Source organism: Mesorhizobium sp. M1312 (assembly GCF_040318115.1).
GTDB lineage: Bacteria > Pseudomonadota > Alphaproteobacteria > Rhizobiales > Rhizobiaceae > Mesorhizobium.
Genome location: NZ_JAMYLQ010000007.1, coordinates 44,858 through 61,522 on the forward strand (window position 1 = coordinate 44,858; position 16,665 = coordinate 61,522).

Below are 16,665 nucleotides of genomic sequence, written 5' to 3' on the forward strand. Positions count from 1 at the left end.
CGGAGATCACGTCGAAATACTCGATTCGCACCCCGAACCGAAGGTAATTGGCATGCTGAGGCCGATCATCCAGGTCTGCCGGGTCTGAGGGCACCGCAACCTGAGAAGAAGAAGCAGGCTCGGTTGCAACGTCGACCGGGCTTTCCCAATCCCAAGAAACCTCCTCCTCGGGGAGGTCAGATCCGCCTTCGCTCACATCTGATTTGAGGCGACGCCGTTGCACCGCGATAAGGATACGCCGGAGCACAAGATAGAGGCCCACCGAGGCAAATGTTGCTATCCCGCCCAGGATGGCGAGATCTGCGTCGTTTGCGTAAATTTCGGCAAGAGGATTTGACATTGCCGTGCCTGTGCGGTCTTGGGTGTATTCTCAAGTTCGTGAAGCGGTGTTTGGCCCCTCGTCTTGGTGCTGGCTAAAGCCTTTGATCGCTTTCGAAGCTGTCACTTGCTTCGAGCAGTGTCCCTCCGACACTTGCTTCGAGGTCCCTCCAGTGCCCGAATTGTTGTTGCATGGCGGAGCGCCGGTCGCCGCGCCGATAGACATGCCGGCGCGGATCACTTTTGTTTGAATCGGAACTTGAAGATGCCGTGACCGCCGATTATCGGCCGCCAAGGGCGCACAGGCTTTGAAAACCGACTTGCACCTCTGCATCTCAACGTCCCGAGAGTTCTCCCGCTGTGCGCATCATTCTGCCATTCCGGCTCTGGAACGGTCCACCTGAGCTTAAGCTAGGTCACAAAGCTAGGTCACAGACCTCCACGGTCAACCGTCACCTCATACTAAACGTCGGTAGCACTACGGCCATGCACAACGGCCATTGCTGCTCGGATCGCTGTCGAACGACCGCTCCTGGCGCAAACGCGCCGTCGGAGAGCTGGTGAGTTTAGGTCTCCTTCCCACCCTAAGCGGGTTTGCGGCCCCGAACCACGCGTCAGGTTTTCACCACCAGGTAGCTCAAACGAAAGATCGGAGGCAACACGCCTCCGATCCTTCGAGCGACAGACAACCGCCAGTCTATTCGCCTTTCCAGACACCCCATACGCGGGGGTTTGCCGCCGGCCATACCGAATAGCCCTTCACCTTCGATGACATCGCGTCGACCGATGGCTCGTAATAGAGGCCAAGGATCGGCACATCCTTTGCCATGAGGGCATGGAGCTGCTTGAACAGCGCCTTGCGTTGCGCGGGGTCGGTCGTGGCCATCGACTTCGTGTAGAGGTCGAGGGCCTCCTTGCTGTCCCACTGCGCCGTCGGATCGGTCGCCTTGTCGCCGAGGATGACGCCATACATCAGCGATGGATCGAGACGAGCCGAATAGCCGAAGGACTGGATCTGGAATTTGCCGGCAAGGTAATTGTCGAGTTGTGCCGCCCAATCCAGCACTTCGAGCTGGGTATTGAAGCCCGCGGCCGTCAGCATCGCCTGCAGCAGCACGGCGTTCTCATACATGCCCTGATAACGCGTGTTGGTCTGGATCTTGATCGGCTGGCCCTTGTAGCCGGCCTCGTCCAGCAATGCCTTGGCTTTGACCGGGTCGTATTCCGGCCATTTGAGGAATTCGTCGTCAAAGAACGAGCTCGCCTGGGCGACGGCAGAGGGACCTCCGGTGGCGACGCCGTTGGTGCGGGCGGCGGCGATCTGGTTGATGTCGGTGGCATGCGCCAGCGCCGCGCGCATCTTGGCGTTCGACAGCAGCGGATCCTTGGTCTGCAGGAGGATCGCCGTCCATGACAGGCCTTGCGTCGACAGCACAGTCATGCCCCGCGACTTGGCTTCCTCGACACGCGATGATTCAAGATCGGGAAGGACGTCGAGTTCGCCGGCAAACAGCGCGGTCTCCGCCGCCGCCGTGTCGGGAATAACCATGAAGCGCACCTCGTCGACATAGGCCTCACGGCTGCCGGCAAAGCCGCTCGGCGCCTCTTTCGCCGGCTTGTAGTCGGCAAAGCTCGAGCGCCAAATACTGGCCCTTGACCCATTCCTCCAGCTTGAACGGGCCGCTGCCGATGGCGGAATCGGCGATCCATTTGCCGTCAGCGCCGACATTCTTCGGGCTGGCGACCCAGCCATTGCACTGGACACTGGCGAGCTGCGCCAGAAAGAGCGCATTCGGCGCGTTGAGCGTGAAGACCACGGTGCGTGGATCAGGCGTCGCCACTTGCTCGACCTTGAGGCCTTGGCTGCCGTCGAAGAACGGAACGCAAAACCACTGGTTGGCTGGGTCCATGCGGCGATCCCAGTTCCATTTGACGTCGGATGAGGTGACGGCGTCGCCATTGTGGAAAGCCGCGCTGTCGCGCAGCGTGAAGGCATAGGTCTTACCGTCGTCCGATACTTTCCAGGATTCGGCCAGTGCCGGCCCTACCGTGAGATCGGCGCGATAAGCCACCAGCGTCTCAAAGATATGGTGCAGCACCTGTCGGTGTTCGCGTCTCGGCTGAGACCGTCGGTGGCGCGGATATCTGCGTTGATGCGGACCTTGAGCGTGCCGCCGGTTTTCGGCTGCTCCTGCGCCATCGCCGGCAATGCACACGCCATCAACGCGATTGCCGCCAGCACCTGGATCAATCGTCTTCCCATTCTCAATCCTGTTCCCATTTTTTATCTCCAGTTTGTTGACCGCAGTTTTTCAGGCGGGCGCGGCATTCAATGCCCGCGCAAAGAACTCCGTGACCTTGGCGATGAGCTCGCGGTCGTTGTGAGCGATGCCAGGCACGACATCGAGCTGCACCTCGACGCCGTGTCTCTCCAGGCTGCCCTTCAACGATCTGATCCGGTCGTTGCGGGTCGCGCCGGCGAGATCGGCGCCGGGCATCCACCAGTCATCGTCCGGCTTGATGGTGATTTCCCAGGTTTGGAGATCGTCACCACCGATCACCATCTGCACGGCGACCTTGCGCATGGCGTCGAGGTCGATGGCCTTGCCGAACACTCTCTCGAAGTCGCGCACGCCGACCCAGAAATCATGATCGAAGTCGAGCAGGGTCACGACGCCCGGCGCACCGATCGATGCAGCCAGCAGACGTTCGGGATGGAGGAACAGAAAACGATGGGTGAAGTGGCCGCCGGAGAAGCCGTACATCAGCACGCGGTCGCCGCGGATGCGATAGCGCTCGCGCATCTCGTCGACCATATCGAGCAGCACGGCATCGTAGTGGAGGTCGTCCTGGCGCAGCATCTTGTAAGAGGAAAGATCGCCCGGAAAACAGATATTCGCCGGGAAAAGCGGGGCGAGCACGATCACGCCGTTCTGTTCGGCGAAGTCGGCGAATGCGTCCCGGTAGGCGAGCATGCCGCGTTCGGTGCCATGCACGATCACCGCCAGCGGATAGGTCTTGTCGCCGTCCTCGTCATAGTCGTCGGGCACATAGGCGCAATAGGGGAAGCGCTGGTCGAAGCGGGAGGCGTACACCGTCGTGTGCCCGAAATCGTAATAGGACAGGCGCTTGCCATGTCCGCTGACGTTGCGCATCGAATTTTCCCCGATCTCAATTTCATTGTTCATCATTTTGTGCGACTGAAAAGCATTTGTTTATCCATAGTGTCAGGAAAGTACGTATTTTACATCGTGTAACGCCGAACCTCATCGGGGCGAGCATGAGCAGCTATCCGGCCCGCCGCGTCAGTTCCGGGTTTCCGGAAACTTGACGTGCTGCAAAAGATGCGTGGAGCCGCGGTTATGTCGCGCACAATAGCCGCGCCTGCGCGTGGCTCATCCTGGGCTTCGATCGCGGCGACGATCGCAGCGGCGCCGTCAGCTCAAGGTCGGCCGAGCGGCACGACAAACGACATCGTGAAGTTGTGCAGGTTGACTCGATTGTCTGCTTGCCTAACTAGGATCTCGGGGCTCAGCGCAAATCACCACAGTCGGTATGATATCTTCCCGCATCCGAACGCTTGTCCTTGTTGTTGTTCTCTTGGCCGGCAGTTCGATCGTGTCCTCCTGCGTCGCCCCGGACACGTCGAACCTCCCAAAGGAAGACGCCACAACGGCGGCAGCCCGCAAAGAGATGGTCGGTCTCAGCGAGGCGGACGTTCGAATGTGCGCCGGCTTTCCGACTGCCACCGCTGATGCCGGCGGATCAGGCCAGATCTGGACCTATCAGCGTACCGTTCAACGCGGCAACCTCAACGTCGTGATTCCAACTTTGGCCGTGGGTGCGGTCCCGACGGTTGGAGGATCGCTCAACGTCGCTCCTGGCGGCTATTGCAACACGCAAATCCGAATGGTTGATGGCCGTGTCGCCGAGGTTGCCTACGCCGGCGACAACAACACGCCGAACCACCGCGACGCGCTCTGCGTCAGCACGGTCGACGGCTGCGTGGCATATGCCCGCCAGCGCCATCGAGTCAGGACAGGAGCCATCGCCAGGTAATCGGGCTGGCTGGCGCAACCCAGACCCTGCACCATTCGTTCTGTTCGGAACAGTCGCTAGAGACCGACAGCCGGCCCCCCGCCGATCGGCCCTGCGAAGGCGGTCGCCCGGAACCATTCTTGTGGTCGGGAGTACAAGGAGTCGGGAGTACAGGGATGGCAGACGATGATCATCACCCGCAGGACATTCGTGAAGGCTGCCGCCGCTTCCGGAGCGGCTCTGGTGTTGCCGGGAGCCGCACCCGGCGCGTCGCCTGCGCCGGTGATGCGCGCTGTCCCGTCATCGGGAGAGATGCTTCCCGCAGTGGGGCTGGGCACCTGGATCACCTTCAATGTCGGCGACGATCCGGTGCTGCGCGACGAGTGCGCCGAGGTGATGGCGGCCTTCTTCGCGGCAGGCGGCCGCATGATCGATTCCTCGCCCATGTACGGCTCTTCGCAGCCCGTGATCGGCTATGGCCTCGAGAAGCTCGGCCGGCCTGAAGCACTGTTTTCCGCCGAGAAGGTCTGGACCTCCTCCGGCGGCGACGGACCCGCGCAGATCGAGGAGTCGCGCCGCTTCTGGGGTGTGCCGCGCTTCGATCTCGTTCAGGTCCACAACCTCGTCGCGTGGGAGACGCATCTCGAAACCTTGTTCGCCATGAAGGCGGACGGGCGGATCCGCTATGTCGGCATCACAACGTCCGAAGGACGGCGGCACGACCTGTTCGAACAAATCATGCATGCGCATCCGCTCGACTTCGTGCAGCTCACCTATAACGTCGTCGACCGCGAGGCGGAGCAACGGCTCCTGCCGCTGGCGGCCGAGCGCGGCATGGCCGTCGTCGTCAACCGGCCGTTTCGGCAAGGCGCGCTGACGCGCCAGCTCCAAGGCGAGACGCTGCCGGACTGGGCGGCCGAGATCGGTGCCGGGACATGGGCGCAGTTCATTTTGAAGTTCATCCTTTCGCATCCCTCCGTCACCGTCGCCATCCCCGCCACCACCCGCGTCGAACACGTGCGCGAGAACGTGATGGCGGCGACCGGTCCTCTCCCCGACGCGGCCATGCGCGATCAGATGGCGGCCTACGTCCGGGACCTCTAAGCAGGCATTCGTGGGCTGGCCCACGAATGCCTGCTTAGATTCTGTTGTTTGTCGCAGGTTCTTGTCGCAAAACCGTGGGACACTTTGCGGAACCTGCTTAGATGTCGGAATGGTGGACCTACCGGCTGGAAGATTTCCTGCTCTTCTCGCAGCGCGTCTACTGGCGCATGTTCGAGTTGGCCAATGCCGCGTTTTGGCCGCTGCACCTCCTGACGCTCGCCGCCGGCCTCGCCATGGTCCTGCTCGTGCTGTTGCGGCCGCCTCGCCACGGCCTCTGGATTGCGCTCATCCTCGCCGCACTTTTTGCCTTCGTCGGCTGGTCCTTCCTGTGGAGCCGCTATGCCGTGATCAACTGGGCGATCGCCTATGTCGCGCCGGCCTTCGGCCTGCAGGCGCTGCTGCTGGCGGTCGGCGGTGCCGCGCGCGGCGGCCTCGCCTTCGACCGGCGGGATATCGCAGGGCGGCTCGGACTGCTGATCATGGCCGCTGGTCTCGTCCTCTATCCCCTCCTGCCGCCGCTCTTCGGGCGGCCATGGGCGAGCGCCGAGGTCTTCGGCATCGCGCCGGACCCGACAGCGATCATAGCGCTCGGCGTCCTGCTTGCAGCGAGCGGCAAGCTTGTGCCGCTGCTGTTTGCGATCCCGCTGCTGTGGCTGCTGCTCAGCGCCCTGACGCTCCATGCCATTGGCGATCCGCAAGCCTGGCTGCCGCTTCTGGCAGCGGGCACCGCTGTCGCTGCCTTGACCCTGCGCCGCATTGCTCGGTGATACCCGGCGCTTCGGCATTTGCTCCGGCAAGAAACGTGAGCGATTGTCGGCAGCACGTTTGTTCTTGCTTTGTGCCGGCAGCTGTGCTATGAAATTGTTTACGGTGCCTATTCGCGCCGACCCGCCGCCAGGCGGGTTTTTTGTTTCAGGTTCGGCGCCATCCTTCACCAAATCCATGTCTGACAGCGCGGCGGGATTCCTGGGTGGCGACCAGTCCCAGCAGGGCCGACTGTCGCGCTCTCAGCGCGCGGCCCACAACAGGCCGCGGCGAAATATCGTTCGCATCTGCGGCACCGCGAACTCCTTGGCGGCATGTCCGAGTGCCGAATAGAACACCCTTCCCTTGCCGTGCCGGCGCTTCCAGACAATCGGCATGACCACGCCTTCTATCCAGGACGCGTGCTCGCCGGAAAAGGTAGTGGTCGCCAGCACCTCGTTCGATGGATCCACATGCATGTAGTACTGCTCGGAACGGTACGGGAAATCATCGATGCCGTTCATGATCGGATCGTCTCGCCGGGTGATGTCGACCCGGTAGTCGATGATGTTGCCCGGGTGAGCCACCCACTGGCCGCCGCACATGAACTGGTATTCCGTGGCTTCACGAAAGGCATCGCACATGCCGCCGTGATAGCCGCCAAGGCCGACACCGCCCTCGACTGCCTTTGTCAGGTTGAGCTCCTCGTTCTTCCCAAGCTTGGCCATCGTGTAGATCGGGACGATTAGGCTCAGATCGGCGATCGCGGGGTCGGCGAATATCTCGGTCGTGGTTTCGACGCGCACGCCAAATCCTTCCTCTTCGAGCGTCGCCTTGACGACGCGCGCACCTTCTTCCGGCTCGTGTCCATCCCAGCCGCCCCATACGATCAGCGCTTGCCGCATTTTCTTCTCCGTCAGTTGGTTGCAAGAAGACTGTCAGCAAGATGATCAATGAAACAAGAGCTGTACGAAATTAGTGGTGACTGGTTTGACTTTGGCAGTTTGCGCAGCACAGCCCCAACGCCGCGGTAGACGGCGAGCCCTGCTTTCAGTGGATCGCCGCATTCTTCTAGCTGCGTGGCGCGGTCGGGTTGGCGACGCTCGTGGCAACCGATGCCAACAACGCAAAAGCCGTGCTTGCTTTCCGATGGGCTCGGCAACGCAAGGATTGTGATCTGCCTCTAGAACCACCGCCGTTCAGGCTCGGAACTCTTTGCAATCACAATTCCCAAGAGAACACCGAGCACGCCGCCAAGCATCATCGCCGAAGAAATTGTGCCTGGGTTCTGCTGGACAGTTTCAGTCACGGTGTGCGCCTGGCTACGCAATTGCCGGGCCGCGCGCGAGGCCCGCTCGGCGGCGCTGTCGTACCAGCCCTGTGCCTCCTCGGCGCGGTCGGAAAGGGTCCGATTTATTTTCGTGATCTCGCGGCGAAGCTCAGCGATCTGCTTCTTCATCGCCTCCTGGGCTTCGTTTGCCGCCTTTGAGGCGCCTGCGGTGTTAGCGGTTTCGGCCATTGGATCTCTCCCTTTGGTATCAGACAGGGGAACGGTCGCGGGCGCGCAGGGTTCCTTGTCTTGGAAAACAGCACCGTTGGTTGCGTTATCAGGCATTCCCCTGCACGCGCGTGTGGCGAGCGATGATCCTCTCCTCGTCGGTCGCGACGACGCGTATTTCGACCTTGCTGTCCGGTCGGCTTATGATCCCGGCATGAGAGCCATTGGATGGCTCGTCGATCGCCACGCCAAGCCAATGAAGCCTTTCGCATATTGCTTTGCGGACCGGCGCCGAGCGCTCGCCAATGCCGGCGGTGAACACGAGGCATTCGAGCCCGCCCAAAGTGTTGGCGAGTGCGGCAGCCTCCCTTGCGGCCCGGAAAGCAAAAAGGTCTACTGCTTCGCGGGCGTGGGGGTCGTCGCTCGCTTCCAGCGTGCGCATGTCGCCCGAGATGCCGGATATTCCGAGCAGCCCGGATTCCTCATAGAGCATGTGCTGCAGAGCCTCCCCCGCGATGCCTCTCTCCAGCACGAAGTACAAAAGCACGCCCGGATCGATGGCGCCGCAACGCGTGCCCATGACCAGGCCGTCGAGCGCGGAAAACCCCATCGTCGTATCGACGCTTCTTCCGTCGCGCATGGCGCACAGGCTCGCTCCGTTGCCGAGATGGGCGACGATCGTCCGTTTCGCTGCAAGAGCGGGCGCTATCGCCTTTAGCCGCCCGGCGATGTATTCGTAGGAAAGCCCATGAAACCCGTAGCGGCGGATTCCCTCCGCATCGTATCTGCGCGGCAGCGCGAAGCGGCTCACGATTGGATCGATCGTCTGATGGAAGGCTGTGTCGAAGCATCCGACCTGCGGCAGATCCGGCCGCAACGCCGCAAGTGTGCGGATCGGCTCGAGACTGCGAGGCTGGTGCAGCGGAGCAAGCGGCGTCAGCCTGTCCAAGGCGTCGATTACGTCCGGCGTCAGACGGACGGGTTCGACGAACTCGCGCCCGCCATGCACGATGCGATGACCGGCGGACACCAGTTTCCTGCCGCCAAGTTCGCTGTCGATCCAGTCGAGCAAATCGCCGATGCCCGTCTCGCGTGCGTCTCCGGCAAGCGGCCGATCACACTGCACTGATCCGTCGGCCGCTTTCGCGCTGAGCCTCGGCGCATCGCCCAGATCCAGCGTACCACGCGAGACGAGTTGCAGTTCTGCCGACGGTTCAAGGTCATATAGTCCGAACTTGATGCTGGAGGAGCCGGCGTTCAGTGCAAGAATTGCGTGTCGCATCAATCGCCGGCCTTCGTCGTGCTGTTCTCGGGCCAGTTCCACTCCTGAATCTCGGGCATGTCTTCGCCGTAGTCGCGGACATAGGCCTTATGTTCCACAAGCTTCGCTTGAAGTTCGGCGGCAAGGCCTTTCGCCTGTTCGGCGAGAGCTGGCACGTGTTTGACCGCGGCGAGCGCCAGGTGGAAACGGTCAAGTTCATTGAGCACGACCATGTCGAACGGCGTCGTGGTTGTACCTTCCTCGCGAAAACCGTGCACATGCATGTTGTCATGGTTGGCGCGTCGGTAAGTCAGCCGGTGGATGAGGTAGGGATAGCCGTGATAGGCGAAGATGACTGGCCTGGTTTTCGTGAACAGCGCGTCGAAATCCTCGTCGGCGAGGCCATGCGGATGCTTTGAATTCGACTGCAGCGTCATCAGGTCGACCACGTTGACGACGCGAACCTTCAGGTCCGGAAGCGCCGAACGCAAAATGTCGGTGGCAGCGAGCGTCTCCAGCGTCGGCACGTCGCCGGCGCAGGCCATGACCACATCCGGATCCTCGCCCTTCGCAACCGTTCCGGCCCATTCCCAGATCCCCGCCCCCGCCCTGCAGTGCGTTTCTGCATCTTCGACAGACAGCCATTGCGGCGCTGGCTGCTTGCCGGCGGTGATGACGTTGATGCGGTTGTAGGTTCTCAGGCAATGGTCGGTTATCCAGAGCAGCGTGTTGGCATCCGGCGGGAAATAGAGCCTGACCGTATCGGCCTTCTTGTTGGCGACGAAATCGGCAAAGCCCGGATCCTGGTGGCTGAAGCCGTTGTGATCCTGCCGCCAGACATGGGAGGTCAGCAGGTAATTGAGTGAAGCGATCGGCTTGCGCCAGGCAAGCTCGCGGGATGTCTTCAGCCATTTCGCATGCTGGTTGACCATGGAATCGATGATGTGGATGAACGCCTCGTAACAGGAGAACAGGCCATGGCGGCCGGTCAGCAGATAGCCCTCCAGCCAACCCTGGCAGAGATGCTCGCTGAGCACCTCCATGACACGGCCGTCACGGGAAAGCTGTACGTCATAGGGCTCGATCCGCTGCATCCAGACCCGGTCCGTAACCTCGAAGACGTCGTCAAGGCGGTTGGAGGACGTCTCATCCGGTCCCATCAGCCGGAAATTCCTGGCCTCCGCATTCAGGCGTATAACGTCGCGGAGATAGCTTCCGAGAACCCGCGTCGCCTCGGCTGTGGCACCTCCCGGACGCGGTACATCGAGCGCCAGGCTTTTCCAATCGGGAAGCACGAGGTCGCGCTTCAGCAATCCGCCATTGGCGTATGGGGTTGCGCCCATGCGCTTTGACCCGGTTGGCGCAAGCGCCGCCAACTCTGGAAGCAGATGCCCACTGTTGTCGAACAGCTTTTCTGGTTCGTAGCTCCGCATCCAGTCTTCGAGGATCTTGCGGTGCGCCTCGTTGCCGCGCGCGTTCGACACCGGAACTTGATGCGAGCGCCAGAAATCCTCGACCTTCTTGCCGTCGACCTCGTTCGGTCCGGTCCACCCCTTCGGGCTGCGCAGCACGATCATCGGCCACAGCGAACGCTCTCCCTGCCAGCCCGACGCTCGGGCGCGCTTCTGGATGGAGCGGATTCTGTCCAGCGCGGTGTCCAGCTTCGTGGCCATCAACCGATGCATCGGAATCGGCTCGTGACCTTCGACGAAAAATGGCTCGTAGCCATAGCCGGCGAACAGGCTTCGCAATTCCACGTCATCCATGCGGGCAAGGATCGTCGGGTTGGCGATCTTGTAGCCGTTGAGATGCAGGATCGGCAGCACGGCGCCGTCGGATGCCGGGTTGAGGAACTTGTTGGAGTGCCATGACGCGGCGATCGGACCGGTTTCCGCTTCACCGTCACCAACGACGCAGGCGACCACCAGATCAGGATTGTCGAAGGCCGCGCCGAAAGCATGGACCAGCGCATATCCCAGTTCTCCGCCTTCATGGATCGAGCCGGGCGTTTCCGGAGCAGCGTGGCTTGGCACCCCGCCAGGGAAGGAGAATTGCCGGAAGAGTTTCCTCAGACCGTCTTCGGTCTGGCCGATTTCGGGATAGATCTCGTTGTAGGTACCCTCAAGCCACGTATTCGCGACCATCGCCGGGCCGCCATGACCTGGGCCGCAGATAAATAGAACGTTGAGATCGCGTTCACGGATGATGCGGTTCAGGTGGACATAGATGAAGTTGAGGCCAGGTGTCGTGCCCCAATGGCCGAGCAGCCGCGGCTTGACGTGTTCGGCCTTCAGCGGCTCGCGCAGCAGCGGATTGTCGAGCAGGTAGATCTGGCCAACCGAAATGTAGTTCGCGGCGCGCCAATAGCGGTCCATGAGATTGACCTGATCAAGGCCTGTTGGCTGCGCGGTGGTCCGAGCCTCGTCGTTCATCGAAACGTCTCCAGAATGCGTGAGCTCGTCGATATCTGGAGTGAGATCGCCCCGGAGAAAGGATTTTCACGGAAATAAGTTCGGCTGGAGCCGCCATTTGCGCCCGCCAATCGCTCTTTTGCAGGAACCTGGAAGCTCGCCAACGGTTAAGGAGACGAGCCGCCGAAACGAGATCAAGCGCTGCGGAGTCGAGCGCTCGCCGATCGAGGGATTGTTGCCGGGGAGCCGTTGGGCGCGATTGGGGACAATCAGTGCGGAGGACCGCCAGCCCGAAAGAGGAGCAAAAGATGCTCGATCTTCCCGATGCACGCGACCGAATGGTCGAAGTCCAGCTCAGCCGCCGTGGCATTCATGACCGCGAGGTGCTGGCAGCGATGCGTGAGGTTCCGCGCGAGGCTTTCGTCGCACCCGGCTTTGAAGAATTCGCCTACGAGGATGGGCCGCTGCCGATCGCGGAGGGTCAGACGATATCGCAGCCCTACATCGTCGCTTTGATGATCGAGATGGCAGAGATCGGACCGGGCGACCATGTCCTGGAGGTTGGCACCGGCTCAGGCTACGCGGCTGCCGTGATGAGCCGCATCGTCGAACGCGTCTACACGATCGAACGCCACGCCGGGTTGGCCGAAACGGCGAGACAGCGGTTCGAAGAGCTAGGCTATGACAATATCGAAGTCCGCACCGGCGATGGCACCAAAGGCTGGCCCGACGCAGCGCCCTTCGATGCCATTCTGGTCGCAGCCGGCGGACCCGGTGCGCCGCTTGCCCTTCAGGAACAGCTCGACGTCGGAGGCAGGCTCGTCATTCCGGTCGGCGACGAACCGCATGATCAGCGCCTTCTCAAGGTCACCCGAACCGGCGCTGCAACTTACAGCGAGGAGGATTTCGGCGGCGTGCGGTTTGTCCCGCTCATCGGCGAGCAGGGCTGGCCCGAGAGCGGCAACCGTATCGCGGATCGTCCGTCCGGACGGGCGCGCTCGCGCAGCCTGCCGGAGATGATCGCGGCGGCGGCCGAACCGCTGCCGGACTTCGACCGTCTGGCATTCGGCGAATTGTTCGACCGGTTTGGCGACCGGCGCGTCGTCCTGCTCGGTGAAGCGAGCCACGGCACGTCGGAGTTCTACCGGGCGCGCGCGGCGATCACCCGCAGGCTCATCGAGAAGCACGGCTTCACCATCGTCGCAGTCGAGGCCGACTGGCCCGATGCAGCGGCGATCGACCGCTACGTCCGCCATCGGCCGCCGCGGGCCAACGCCGATCCGCCGTTCCAGCGGTTTCCCACCTGGATGTGGCGCAACACCGACGTCGCGGTGTTTGTCGACTGGATGCGACAACACAATGAGCGCATCAGGATATCGTCGCGGCTGGCGGGGTTCTACGGCCTCGATATCTATAATATGAGCGGATCGATCGCCGCGGTTCTGCAATATCTCGACAGGGTCGATCCGCAGGCGGCAAAGATCGCACGTGAACGCTATGGCTGCCTGACGCCTTGGCAACATGAACCATCTACCTACGGCCGCGTCGCGCTCTCCTCCGGCTACGAGAAATGCGAGCAGGCCGTGCTCGAACAATGCCGCGAACTGCTTGCCAAGCAGCTCGACTATGTGCAGCAGGACGGCGTCGATTTTCTGGAGGCCACCCAGAATGCCCGGCTGATCGCTTCCGCGGAACGTTATTATCGAATCATGTACTATGGCGGCGCGCAGTCATGGAACCTGCGCGACACCCATATGTTCGAGACGCTCGAGCATCTGCTGGAAGCTCGCGGGCCGAACGCCAAGGCGGTCGTGTGGGCGCATAATTCCCATATTGGCGACGCCCGCTACACCGAAATGGGGATTGTCAGGGACGAAGTGAACATCGGCCAGCTTTGCCGCCAACGCTTCGGCGACAAGGCAGCCTTGATCGGGCTCAGTACGCATTCCGGGACAGTGGCCGCGGCCTCCGACTGGGACAGCGAGATGGAAATCAAGCGGGTGCGGCCTTCCCATAACGATAGCTACGAGCGGCTTTGCCATGACTGCGGTGTCTCGCGTTTCCTGCTCGACATCAAGCGCGACGACGATCTTCGCGATCGGCTTCTCGAGCGTCGGCTGGAGCGCTTCATCGGCGTGATCTATCGGCCGGAAACCGAACTGCGCAGCCATTACGCGGATGCCTCTCTTTCCAAGCAGTTTGACGCGTTCGTCTGGTTTGACGAAACCGTCGCGGTGACGCCGCTTGGGCCGGAGCATGTGGGAACGGGCGTTCCCGACACCTATCCGTTCGGGCTCTAATGCATGTCGCGCAAAAGTGCGCAGCGGTTTTGCGATAACAACATGCATAAACAACAACCTAAAGCGCGTCGCGTGAGGCCGGTCAATTGCGACGCGCTTTTGCCGCCTCTAGGACAAGGCGGCATCAAGGTGAGTTTCGGCGGAACATCCATCGCGCCCTGCTGTTTCTAGAACAGGACCCCTTTTCGAAGGAGCTGTGCCATGAGCGGAACCAAACATCCAAAGTGGAAAAAGCCGAGCGATGCCGATCTGAGGAACAATCCCGGTATCGGGACCTCCAAGGGCACGATCAAGGAAGGCGACGAACTCTTGCTCGAAGGTGAAAACACGATGGAGGGCGACGTCGAGAACGATACCAACGCCCTTGGCGGGATCAACCCAAGGCAAAAGATGCGGACGAACAAGTAGCGTCGCTGCGCATCCTTCGCGCTATTCACTCCCAGAAAAAAATGTCGCGGCGACAGCAATTGAGATCAGGCTCAGCATCGCCAAGCCTGCCCTGGCGACGTGCGAGGCTTCCCAAACGTCGCGCAAGTCTCGCCAGTCGCCACTTTGCTTCCGACGGAGCATTGAAAAAAACGTCGCGGCTGGTTTCGACACGGCGGTATCTTGCACCCAGAAATTGTTGACGGGGTGCGTCACCAACCAATAAGTCGCATGTTCCGCCACCAAGAAGACAAGCGCCGCCAAGGTCCACCAGAATCGAGCGCCTGGATAAGGCGTCAAGTAAAGCAGGATGGCGAGCGCTATGATGCCGCCGATCTCGGCAAACCCGCCGATCGTGAAGCCGGGATAGTATATCGCCTGCATAGATTTGTAGGTGGCTTCCTTGAGGCGCAACTTGCCGGGCAACTCCAACGCGTGCGCGAGCGAGAGCGCCATCGTGATTGCGACCAGAAGAAGGGTGACAATCATGAGCGCGCGCATGCAAGTTACTCCCTGAACCGTGCCTCGCAATACGCAGCGTACATAGAGTGCTCGCCGGCCCGGTAAAGGTGACGATGGTGGGGCGCTACCCCATTTCCAGCGCCGCTGGCATTGAGCACCGCAACGGCAGGGAACCATCGTTCGGCACGATGGTTGTCATCCTAAGGTGATCCTCCTCAAGGAAAGGGACATGAGCGATCCTGATCCGAACAATCCCGTGCCGATACCGGATAATCCCAATCCCGAGCCTGCACGGCCGCCTGCTCCGCCGGAAACTCCTCCGGATGAGCCTCCGGGCGTTCCTCCGCCTTCGCCTGATCCCGTTCCCAGCCCGGAAAGGCAGCCCGAAATTCCTCCCGAGACACCATCTGAGATTCCCACGGAACCGACCTTCCCTGGTCCTACGGCAAGGGCATCGGACCCCAAGAGTGGAAGCTGGCTGTAGAACGACGCCGTCGCCGGCCATTCCGGTTTTGGTCATTCACCGATTTGGCTGGTCGAACGTTCGTTTAGCGTCCCGCCCGTTTGCGCATCGATCGCCGCCAGGCTGACCTCATAGCCCCACAGGGTCCGGATATGGCGGAGGGTGGCGTCGCGACTGGCCTCCTCCAGCATGATGCCGTTCTTCACCTTGTGCTCCAGCCGCAATTGTCGGTCACCGAGCAGATCCACATCCACCACCTGGATATCCGGCCGGCTCGCACCGATGTCGTAGTTCTGGGCGAGCCCGGCGCGTATCTTTTCGTAACCACGCTCATTGTGGATCGACGCGACTTCGTAATGCGGTTCGCTAGCGGCATCGGCGAGGATAAAGAACCGCCATTTCCGCATCAGGGCGGGGCTCAGATATTGGCGGATGAAAGATTCGTCGCGATGGTTCGCCCATGCGTCGAGCAGGGTTTCGCGCCAATTGCCGTTGCCGGCGATATCGGGGAACCAGTCACGATCCTCGGCGGTCGGCTCAGTCGATATGCGCTGGATGTCCTGCATCATATCGAGGCCCAAGGCATAAGGATTGATGCCGGAAAACCGCGAGTCGTCGAAGCCCGGCTGAAAGATCACGTTCGAATGATTGCGCAGGATTTCCAGCATCGCGCCTTCGCTGATCAGGCCGCGATCGAACAGCATGTTCATGAGTGTGTAGTGCACGAAAGTGGCGCAGCCTTCGTTCATCACCTGCGTTTGCCGCTGCGGATAGAAGTATTGCGCGACGACGCGGACGATCCTGATGATTTCACGCTGCCAAGGCTCCAGGACCAGGCTGTTTTTTTCCAGGAAGTAGAGCAGGTTCTCCTCGGGCAGGTTGAGCGTTTTCTTCCGCTCCGCGATGCCGGTGTCCGTTTCGTTGGGCTTGCTCCCGTCCTTCGACGGCGGGAGCGTGCGCCACAGATCGTTGTAAGAACGCTCTTCGTACTCCAGGCGCTCACGAACGCCTTCACGCTGCCGCTCCGACGACAGCTTCGGCGGTCGGCGGTATCTGAACACGCCCTGTTCCATCAGCGCGTGGGCAGCATCGAGGATCGCCTCCACCGCGGCGACGCCGTGCCGCTCCTCGCAACGGGCAATGTAACCCTTGGCGAAGTCCAGATAGCTCAGGATAGCGCTGGCATCCGTCCATTGCCGGAACAGATGATTGTTCTTGAAAAAATGATTGTGGCCAAGCGCTGCATGAGCTGTCACCAGGGCCTGCAGGGCCATGGTGTTTTCCTCCATCAGGTAGACGATGCAAGGATTGGAATTGATCACCAGTTCATAGGCGAGCCCCCGCCCGCCTTTGCGATAGAGCAATTCCTGGTAGAGAAAATGCTTGCCGAAGGACCAGTGGCGATACATCAGCGGCATGCCGACCGAGGAATAGGCGTCAAGCATCTGCTGGGACGAGATGATCTCCATCTGCACCGGATAGACGTCGAGGTGAAGCTCTTCGATCGCGAGCGCCTCGATCGCCTGGTAGGCGCGCGACAGTGTCTTGAAATCCCAGTCAGACCCTGAAAAGAGCAATCCTGATTTGCTGGTTTGGCCTGATTTGCCCGTTTGGCCGGACTTGCTGGTCTGGTTCGCCAT

15 protein-coding genes are annotated in these 16,665 nt (G+C 61.3%); 5 read left to right on the forward strand and 10 right to left on the reverse strand.

The window, feature by feature from the left end; all coding sequences use genetic code 11:
• Nucleotides 1-1,015 precede the first annotated feature (1,015 nt).
• Genes NKH36_RS10940 through NKH36_RS10955 form a run of 4 tightly spaced genes read right to left on the reverse strand, consistent with a single transcriptional unit; the run spans nucleotide 1,016 to nucleotide 3,473 of the window.
• Nucleotides 1,016-1,963: an ABC transporter substrate-binding protein gene (locus NKH36_RS10940; protein WP_352959064.1), complete on the reverse strand. Its 948-nt coding sequence runs from the start codon at nucleotides 1,961-1,963 to the stop codon at nucleotides 1,016-1,018.
• Nucleotides 1,893-2,390 (reverse strand): ABC transporter substrate-binding protein, encoded by a 498-nt coding sequence (locus tag NKH36_RS10945; protein WP_352958987.1) that lies wholly within the window; start codon nucleotides 2,388-2,390, stop codon nucleotides 1,893-1,895. Before NKH36_RS10945 ends, NKH36_RS10940 begins: the two co-directional genes overlap by 71 nt.
• Entirely contained in the window at nucleotides 2,363-2,581 is a 219-nt protein-coding gene (locus tag NKH36_RS10950) for a hypothetical protein (protein ID WP_352958985.1), read from the reverse strand. The genes NKH36_RS10945 and NKH36_RS10950 overlap by 28 nt, the downstream gene beginning before the upstream one ends.
• 49 nt (nucleotides 2,582-2,630) lie before the next feature.
• Nucleotides 2,631-3,473, reverse strand: a complete 843-nt coding sequence (locus tag NKH36_RS10955; protein WP_352958984.1) for an alpha/beta hydrolase — start codon at nucleotides 3,471-3,473, stop codon at nucleotides 2,631-2,633.
• A gap of 463 nt (nucleotides 3,474-3,936) precedes the next feature.
• Here NKH36_RS10955 and NKH36_RS10960 point away from each other — a divergent pair, with 463 nt between their 5' ends.
• The 3 genes from NKH36_RS10960 (at nucleotide 3,937) to NKH36_RS10970 (ending at nucleotide 6,227) form a co-directional block, all read left to right on the forward strand.
• Entirely contained in the window at nucleotides 3,937-4,377 is a 441-nt protein-coding gene (locus NKH36_RS10960) for a hypothetical protein (protein ID WP_352958982.1), read from the forward strand.
• Nucleotides 4,378-4,641: 264 nt separating this feature from the next.
• Nucleotides 4,642-5,460: an aldo/keto reductase gene (locus NKH36_RS10965; RefSeq protein ID WP_352959062.1), complete on the forward strand. Its 819-nt coding sequence runs from the start codon at nucleotides 4,642-4,644 to the stop codon at nucleotides 5,458-5,460.
• A 101-nt stretch (nucleotides 5,461-5,561) separates the two neighbouring features.
• Nucleotides 5,562-6,227: a DUF6064 family protein gene (locus NKH36_RS10970; RefSeq protein WP_352958981.1), complete on the forward strand. Its 666-nt coding sequence runs from the start codon at nucleotides 5,562-5,564 to the stop codon at nucleotides 6,225-6,227.
• Between the two features lie 240 nt (nucleotides 6,228-6,467).
• On the opposite strand, the gene NKH36_RS10975 is transcribed toward NKH36_RS10970, so the two are convergent.
• From NKH36_RS10975 to NKH36_RS10990, 4 genes are all read right to left on the reverse strand, one after another.
• The gene (locus NKH36_RS10975; protein ID WP_352958979.1) at nucleotides 6,468-7,109 is read right to left on the reverse strand and encodes a ThuA domain-containing protein; all 642 of its coding nucleotides are present in this window, start codon (nucleotides 7,107-7,109) and stop codon (nucleotides 6,468-6,470) included.
• A 278-nt stretch (nucleotides 7,110-7,387) separates the two neighbouring features.
• Nucleotides 7,388-7,723 carry a hypothetical protein gene (locus NKH36_RS10980; protein ID WP_352961810.1) on the reverse strand — a complete coding sequence of 112 codons (336 nt, stop codon included), beginning with the start codon at nucleotides 7,721-7,723 and terminating at the stop codon, nucleotides 7,388-7,390.
• A gap of 88 nt (nucleotides 7,724-7,811) precedes the next feature.
• Nucleotides 7,812-8,984 (reverse strand): acetate/propionate family kinase, encoded by a 1,173-nt coding sequence (locus NKH36_RS10985; protein WP_352958976.1) that lies wholly within the window; start codon nucleotides 8,982-8,984, stop codon nucleotides 7,812-7,814.
• Nucleotides 8,984-11,395, reverse strand: coding sequence for a phosphoketolase family protein (locus tag NKH36_RS10990; protein WP_352958974.1), 2,412 nt, complete (start codon nucleotides 11,393-11,395; stop codon nucleotides 8,984-8,986). Before NKH36_RS10990 ends, NKH36_RS10985 begins: the two co-directional genes overlap by 1 nt.
• 287 nt (nucleotides 11,396-11,682) lie before the next feature.
• Here NKH36_RS10990 and NKH36_RS10995 point away from each other — a divergent pair, with 287 nt between their 5' ends.
• Both NKH36_RS10995 and NKH36_RS11000 read left to right on the forward strand, forming a co-directional pair.
• Entirely contained in the window at nucleotides 11,683-13,674 is a 1,992-nt protein-coding gene (locus tag NKH36_RS10995) for a protein-L-isoaspartate(D-aspartate) O-methyltransferase (protein WP_352958973.1), read from the forward strand.
• Between the two features lie 201 nt (nucleotides 13,675-13,875).
• Complete coding sequence (locus NKH36_RS11000) at nucleotides 13,876-14,082, forward strand: hypothetical protein (RefSeq protein WP_352958972.1); 207 nt, start codon at nucleotides 13,876-13,878, stop codon at nucleotides 14,080-14,082.
• Between the two features lie 21 nt (nucleotides 14,083-14,103).
• Here the strand turns inward: NKH36_RS11000 and NKH36_RS11005 are convergent, their stop codons facing one another.
• Together NKH36_RS11005 and NKH36_RS11010 are read right to left on the reverse strand one after the other, a co-directional pair.
• Nucleotides 14,104-14,601 (reverse strand): DUF1772 domain-containing protein, encoded by a 498-nt coding sequence (locus NKH36_RS11005; RefSeq protein ID WP_352958971.1) that lies wholly within the window; start codon nucleotides 14,599-14,601, stop codon nucleotides 14,104-14,106.
• Nucleotides 14,602-15,078: 477 nt separating this feature from the next.
• A complete protein-coding gene (locus tag NKH36_RS11010; RefSeq protein WP_352958970.1) occupies nucleotides 15,079-16,665 on the reverse strand; it encodes a SpoVR family protein in 1,587 nt (528 codons plus the stop codon).

What these genes read in the sequence shown, in the direction of transcription:
- NKH36_RS10950 (WP_352958985.1), bottom strand. Translation starts at nt 2,581, where the DNA reads ATGGGAAGACGATTGATCCAGGTGCTGGCGGCAATCGCGTTGATGGCG.
- NKH36_RS10955 (WP_352958984.1), bottom strand. Translation starts at nt 3,473, where the DNA reads ATGCGCAACGTCAGCGGACATGGCAAGCGCCTGTCCTATTACGATTTC.
- NKH36_RS10965 (WP_352959062.1), top strand. Translation starts at nt 4,642, where the DNA reads ATGCGCGCTGTCCCGTCATCGGGAGAGATGCTTCCCGCAGTGGGGCTG.
- NKH36_RS10970 (WP_352958981.1), top strand. Translation starts at nt 5,562, where the DNA reads ATGTCGGAATGGTGGACCTACCGGCTGGAAGATTTCCTGCTCTTCTCG.
- NKH36_RS10975 (WP_352958979.1), bottom strand. Translation starts at nt 7,109, where the DNA reads ATGCGGCAAGCGCTGATCGTATGGGGCGGCTGGGATGGACACGAGCCG.
- NKH36_RS10980 (WP_352961810.1), bottom strand. Translation starts at nt 7,723, where the DNA reads ATGGCCGAAACCGCTAACACCGCAGGCGCCTCAAAGGCGGCAAACGAA.
- NKH36_RS10985 (WP_352958976.1), bottom strand. Translation starts at nt 8,984, where the DNA reads ATGCGACACGCAATTCTTGCACTGAACGCCGGCTCCTCCAGCATCAAG.
- NKH36_RS10990 (WP_352958974.1), bottom strand. Translation starts at nt 11,395, where the DNA reads ATGAACGACGAGGCTCGGACCACCGCGCAGCCAACAGGCCTTGATCAG.
- NKH36_RS10995 (WP_352958973.1), top strand. Translation starts at nt 11,683, where the DNA reads ATGCTCGATCTTCCCGATGCACGCGACCGAATGGTCGAAGTCCAGCTC.
- NKH36_RS11000 (WP_352958972.1), top strand. Translation starts at nt 13,876, where the DNA reads ATGAGCGGAACCAAACATCCAAAGTGGAAAAAGCCGAGCGATGCCGAT.
- NKH36_RS11005 (WP_352958971.1), bottom strand. Translation starts at nt 14,601, where the DNA reads ATGCGCGCGCTCATGATTGTCACCCTTCTTCTGGTCGCAATCACGATG.
- NKH36_RS11010 (WP_352958970.1), bottom strand. Translation starts at nt 16,665, where the DNA reads ATGGCGAACCAGACCAGCAAGTCCGGCCAAACGGGCAAATCAGGCCAA.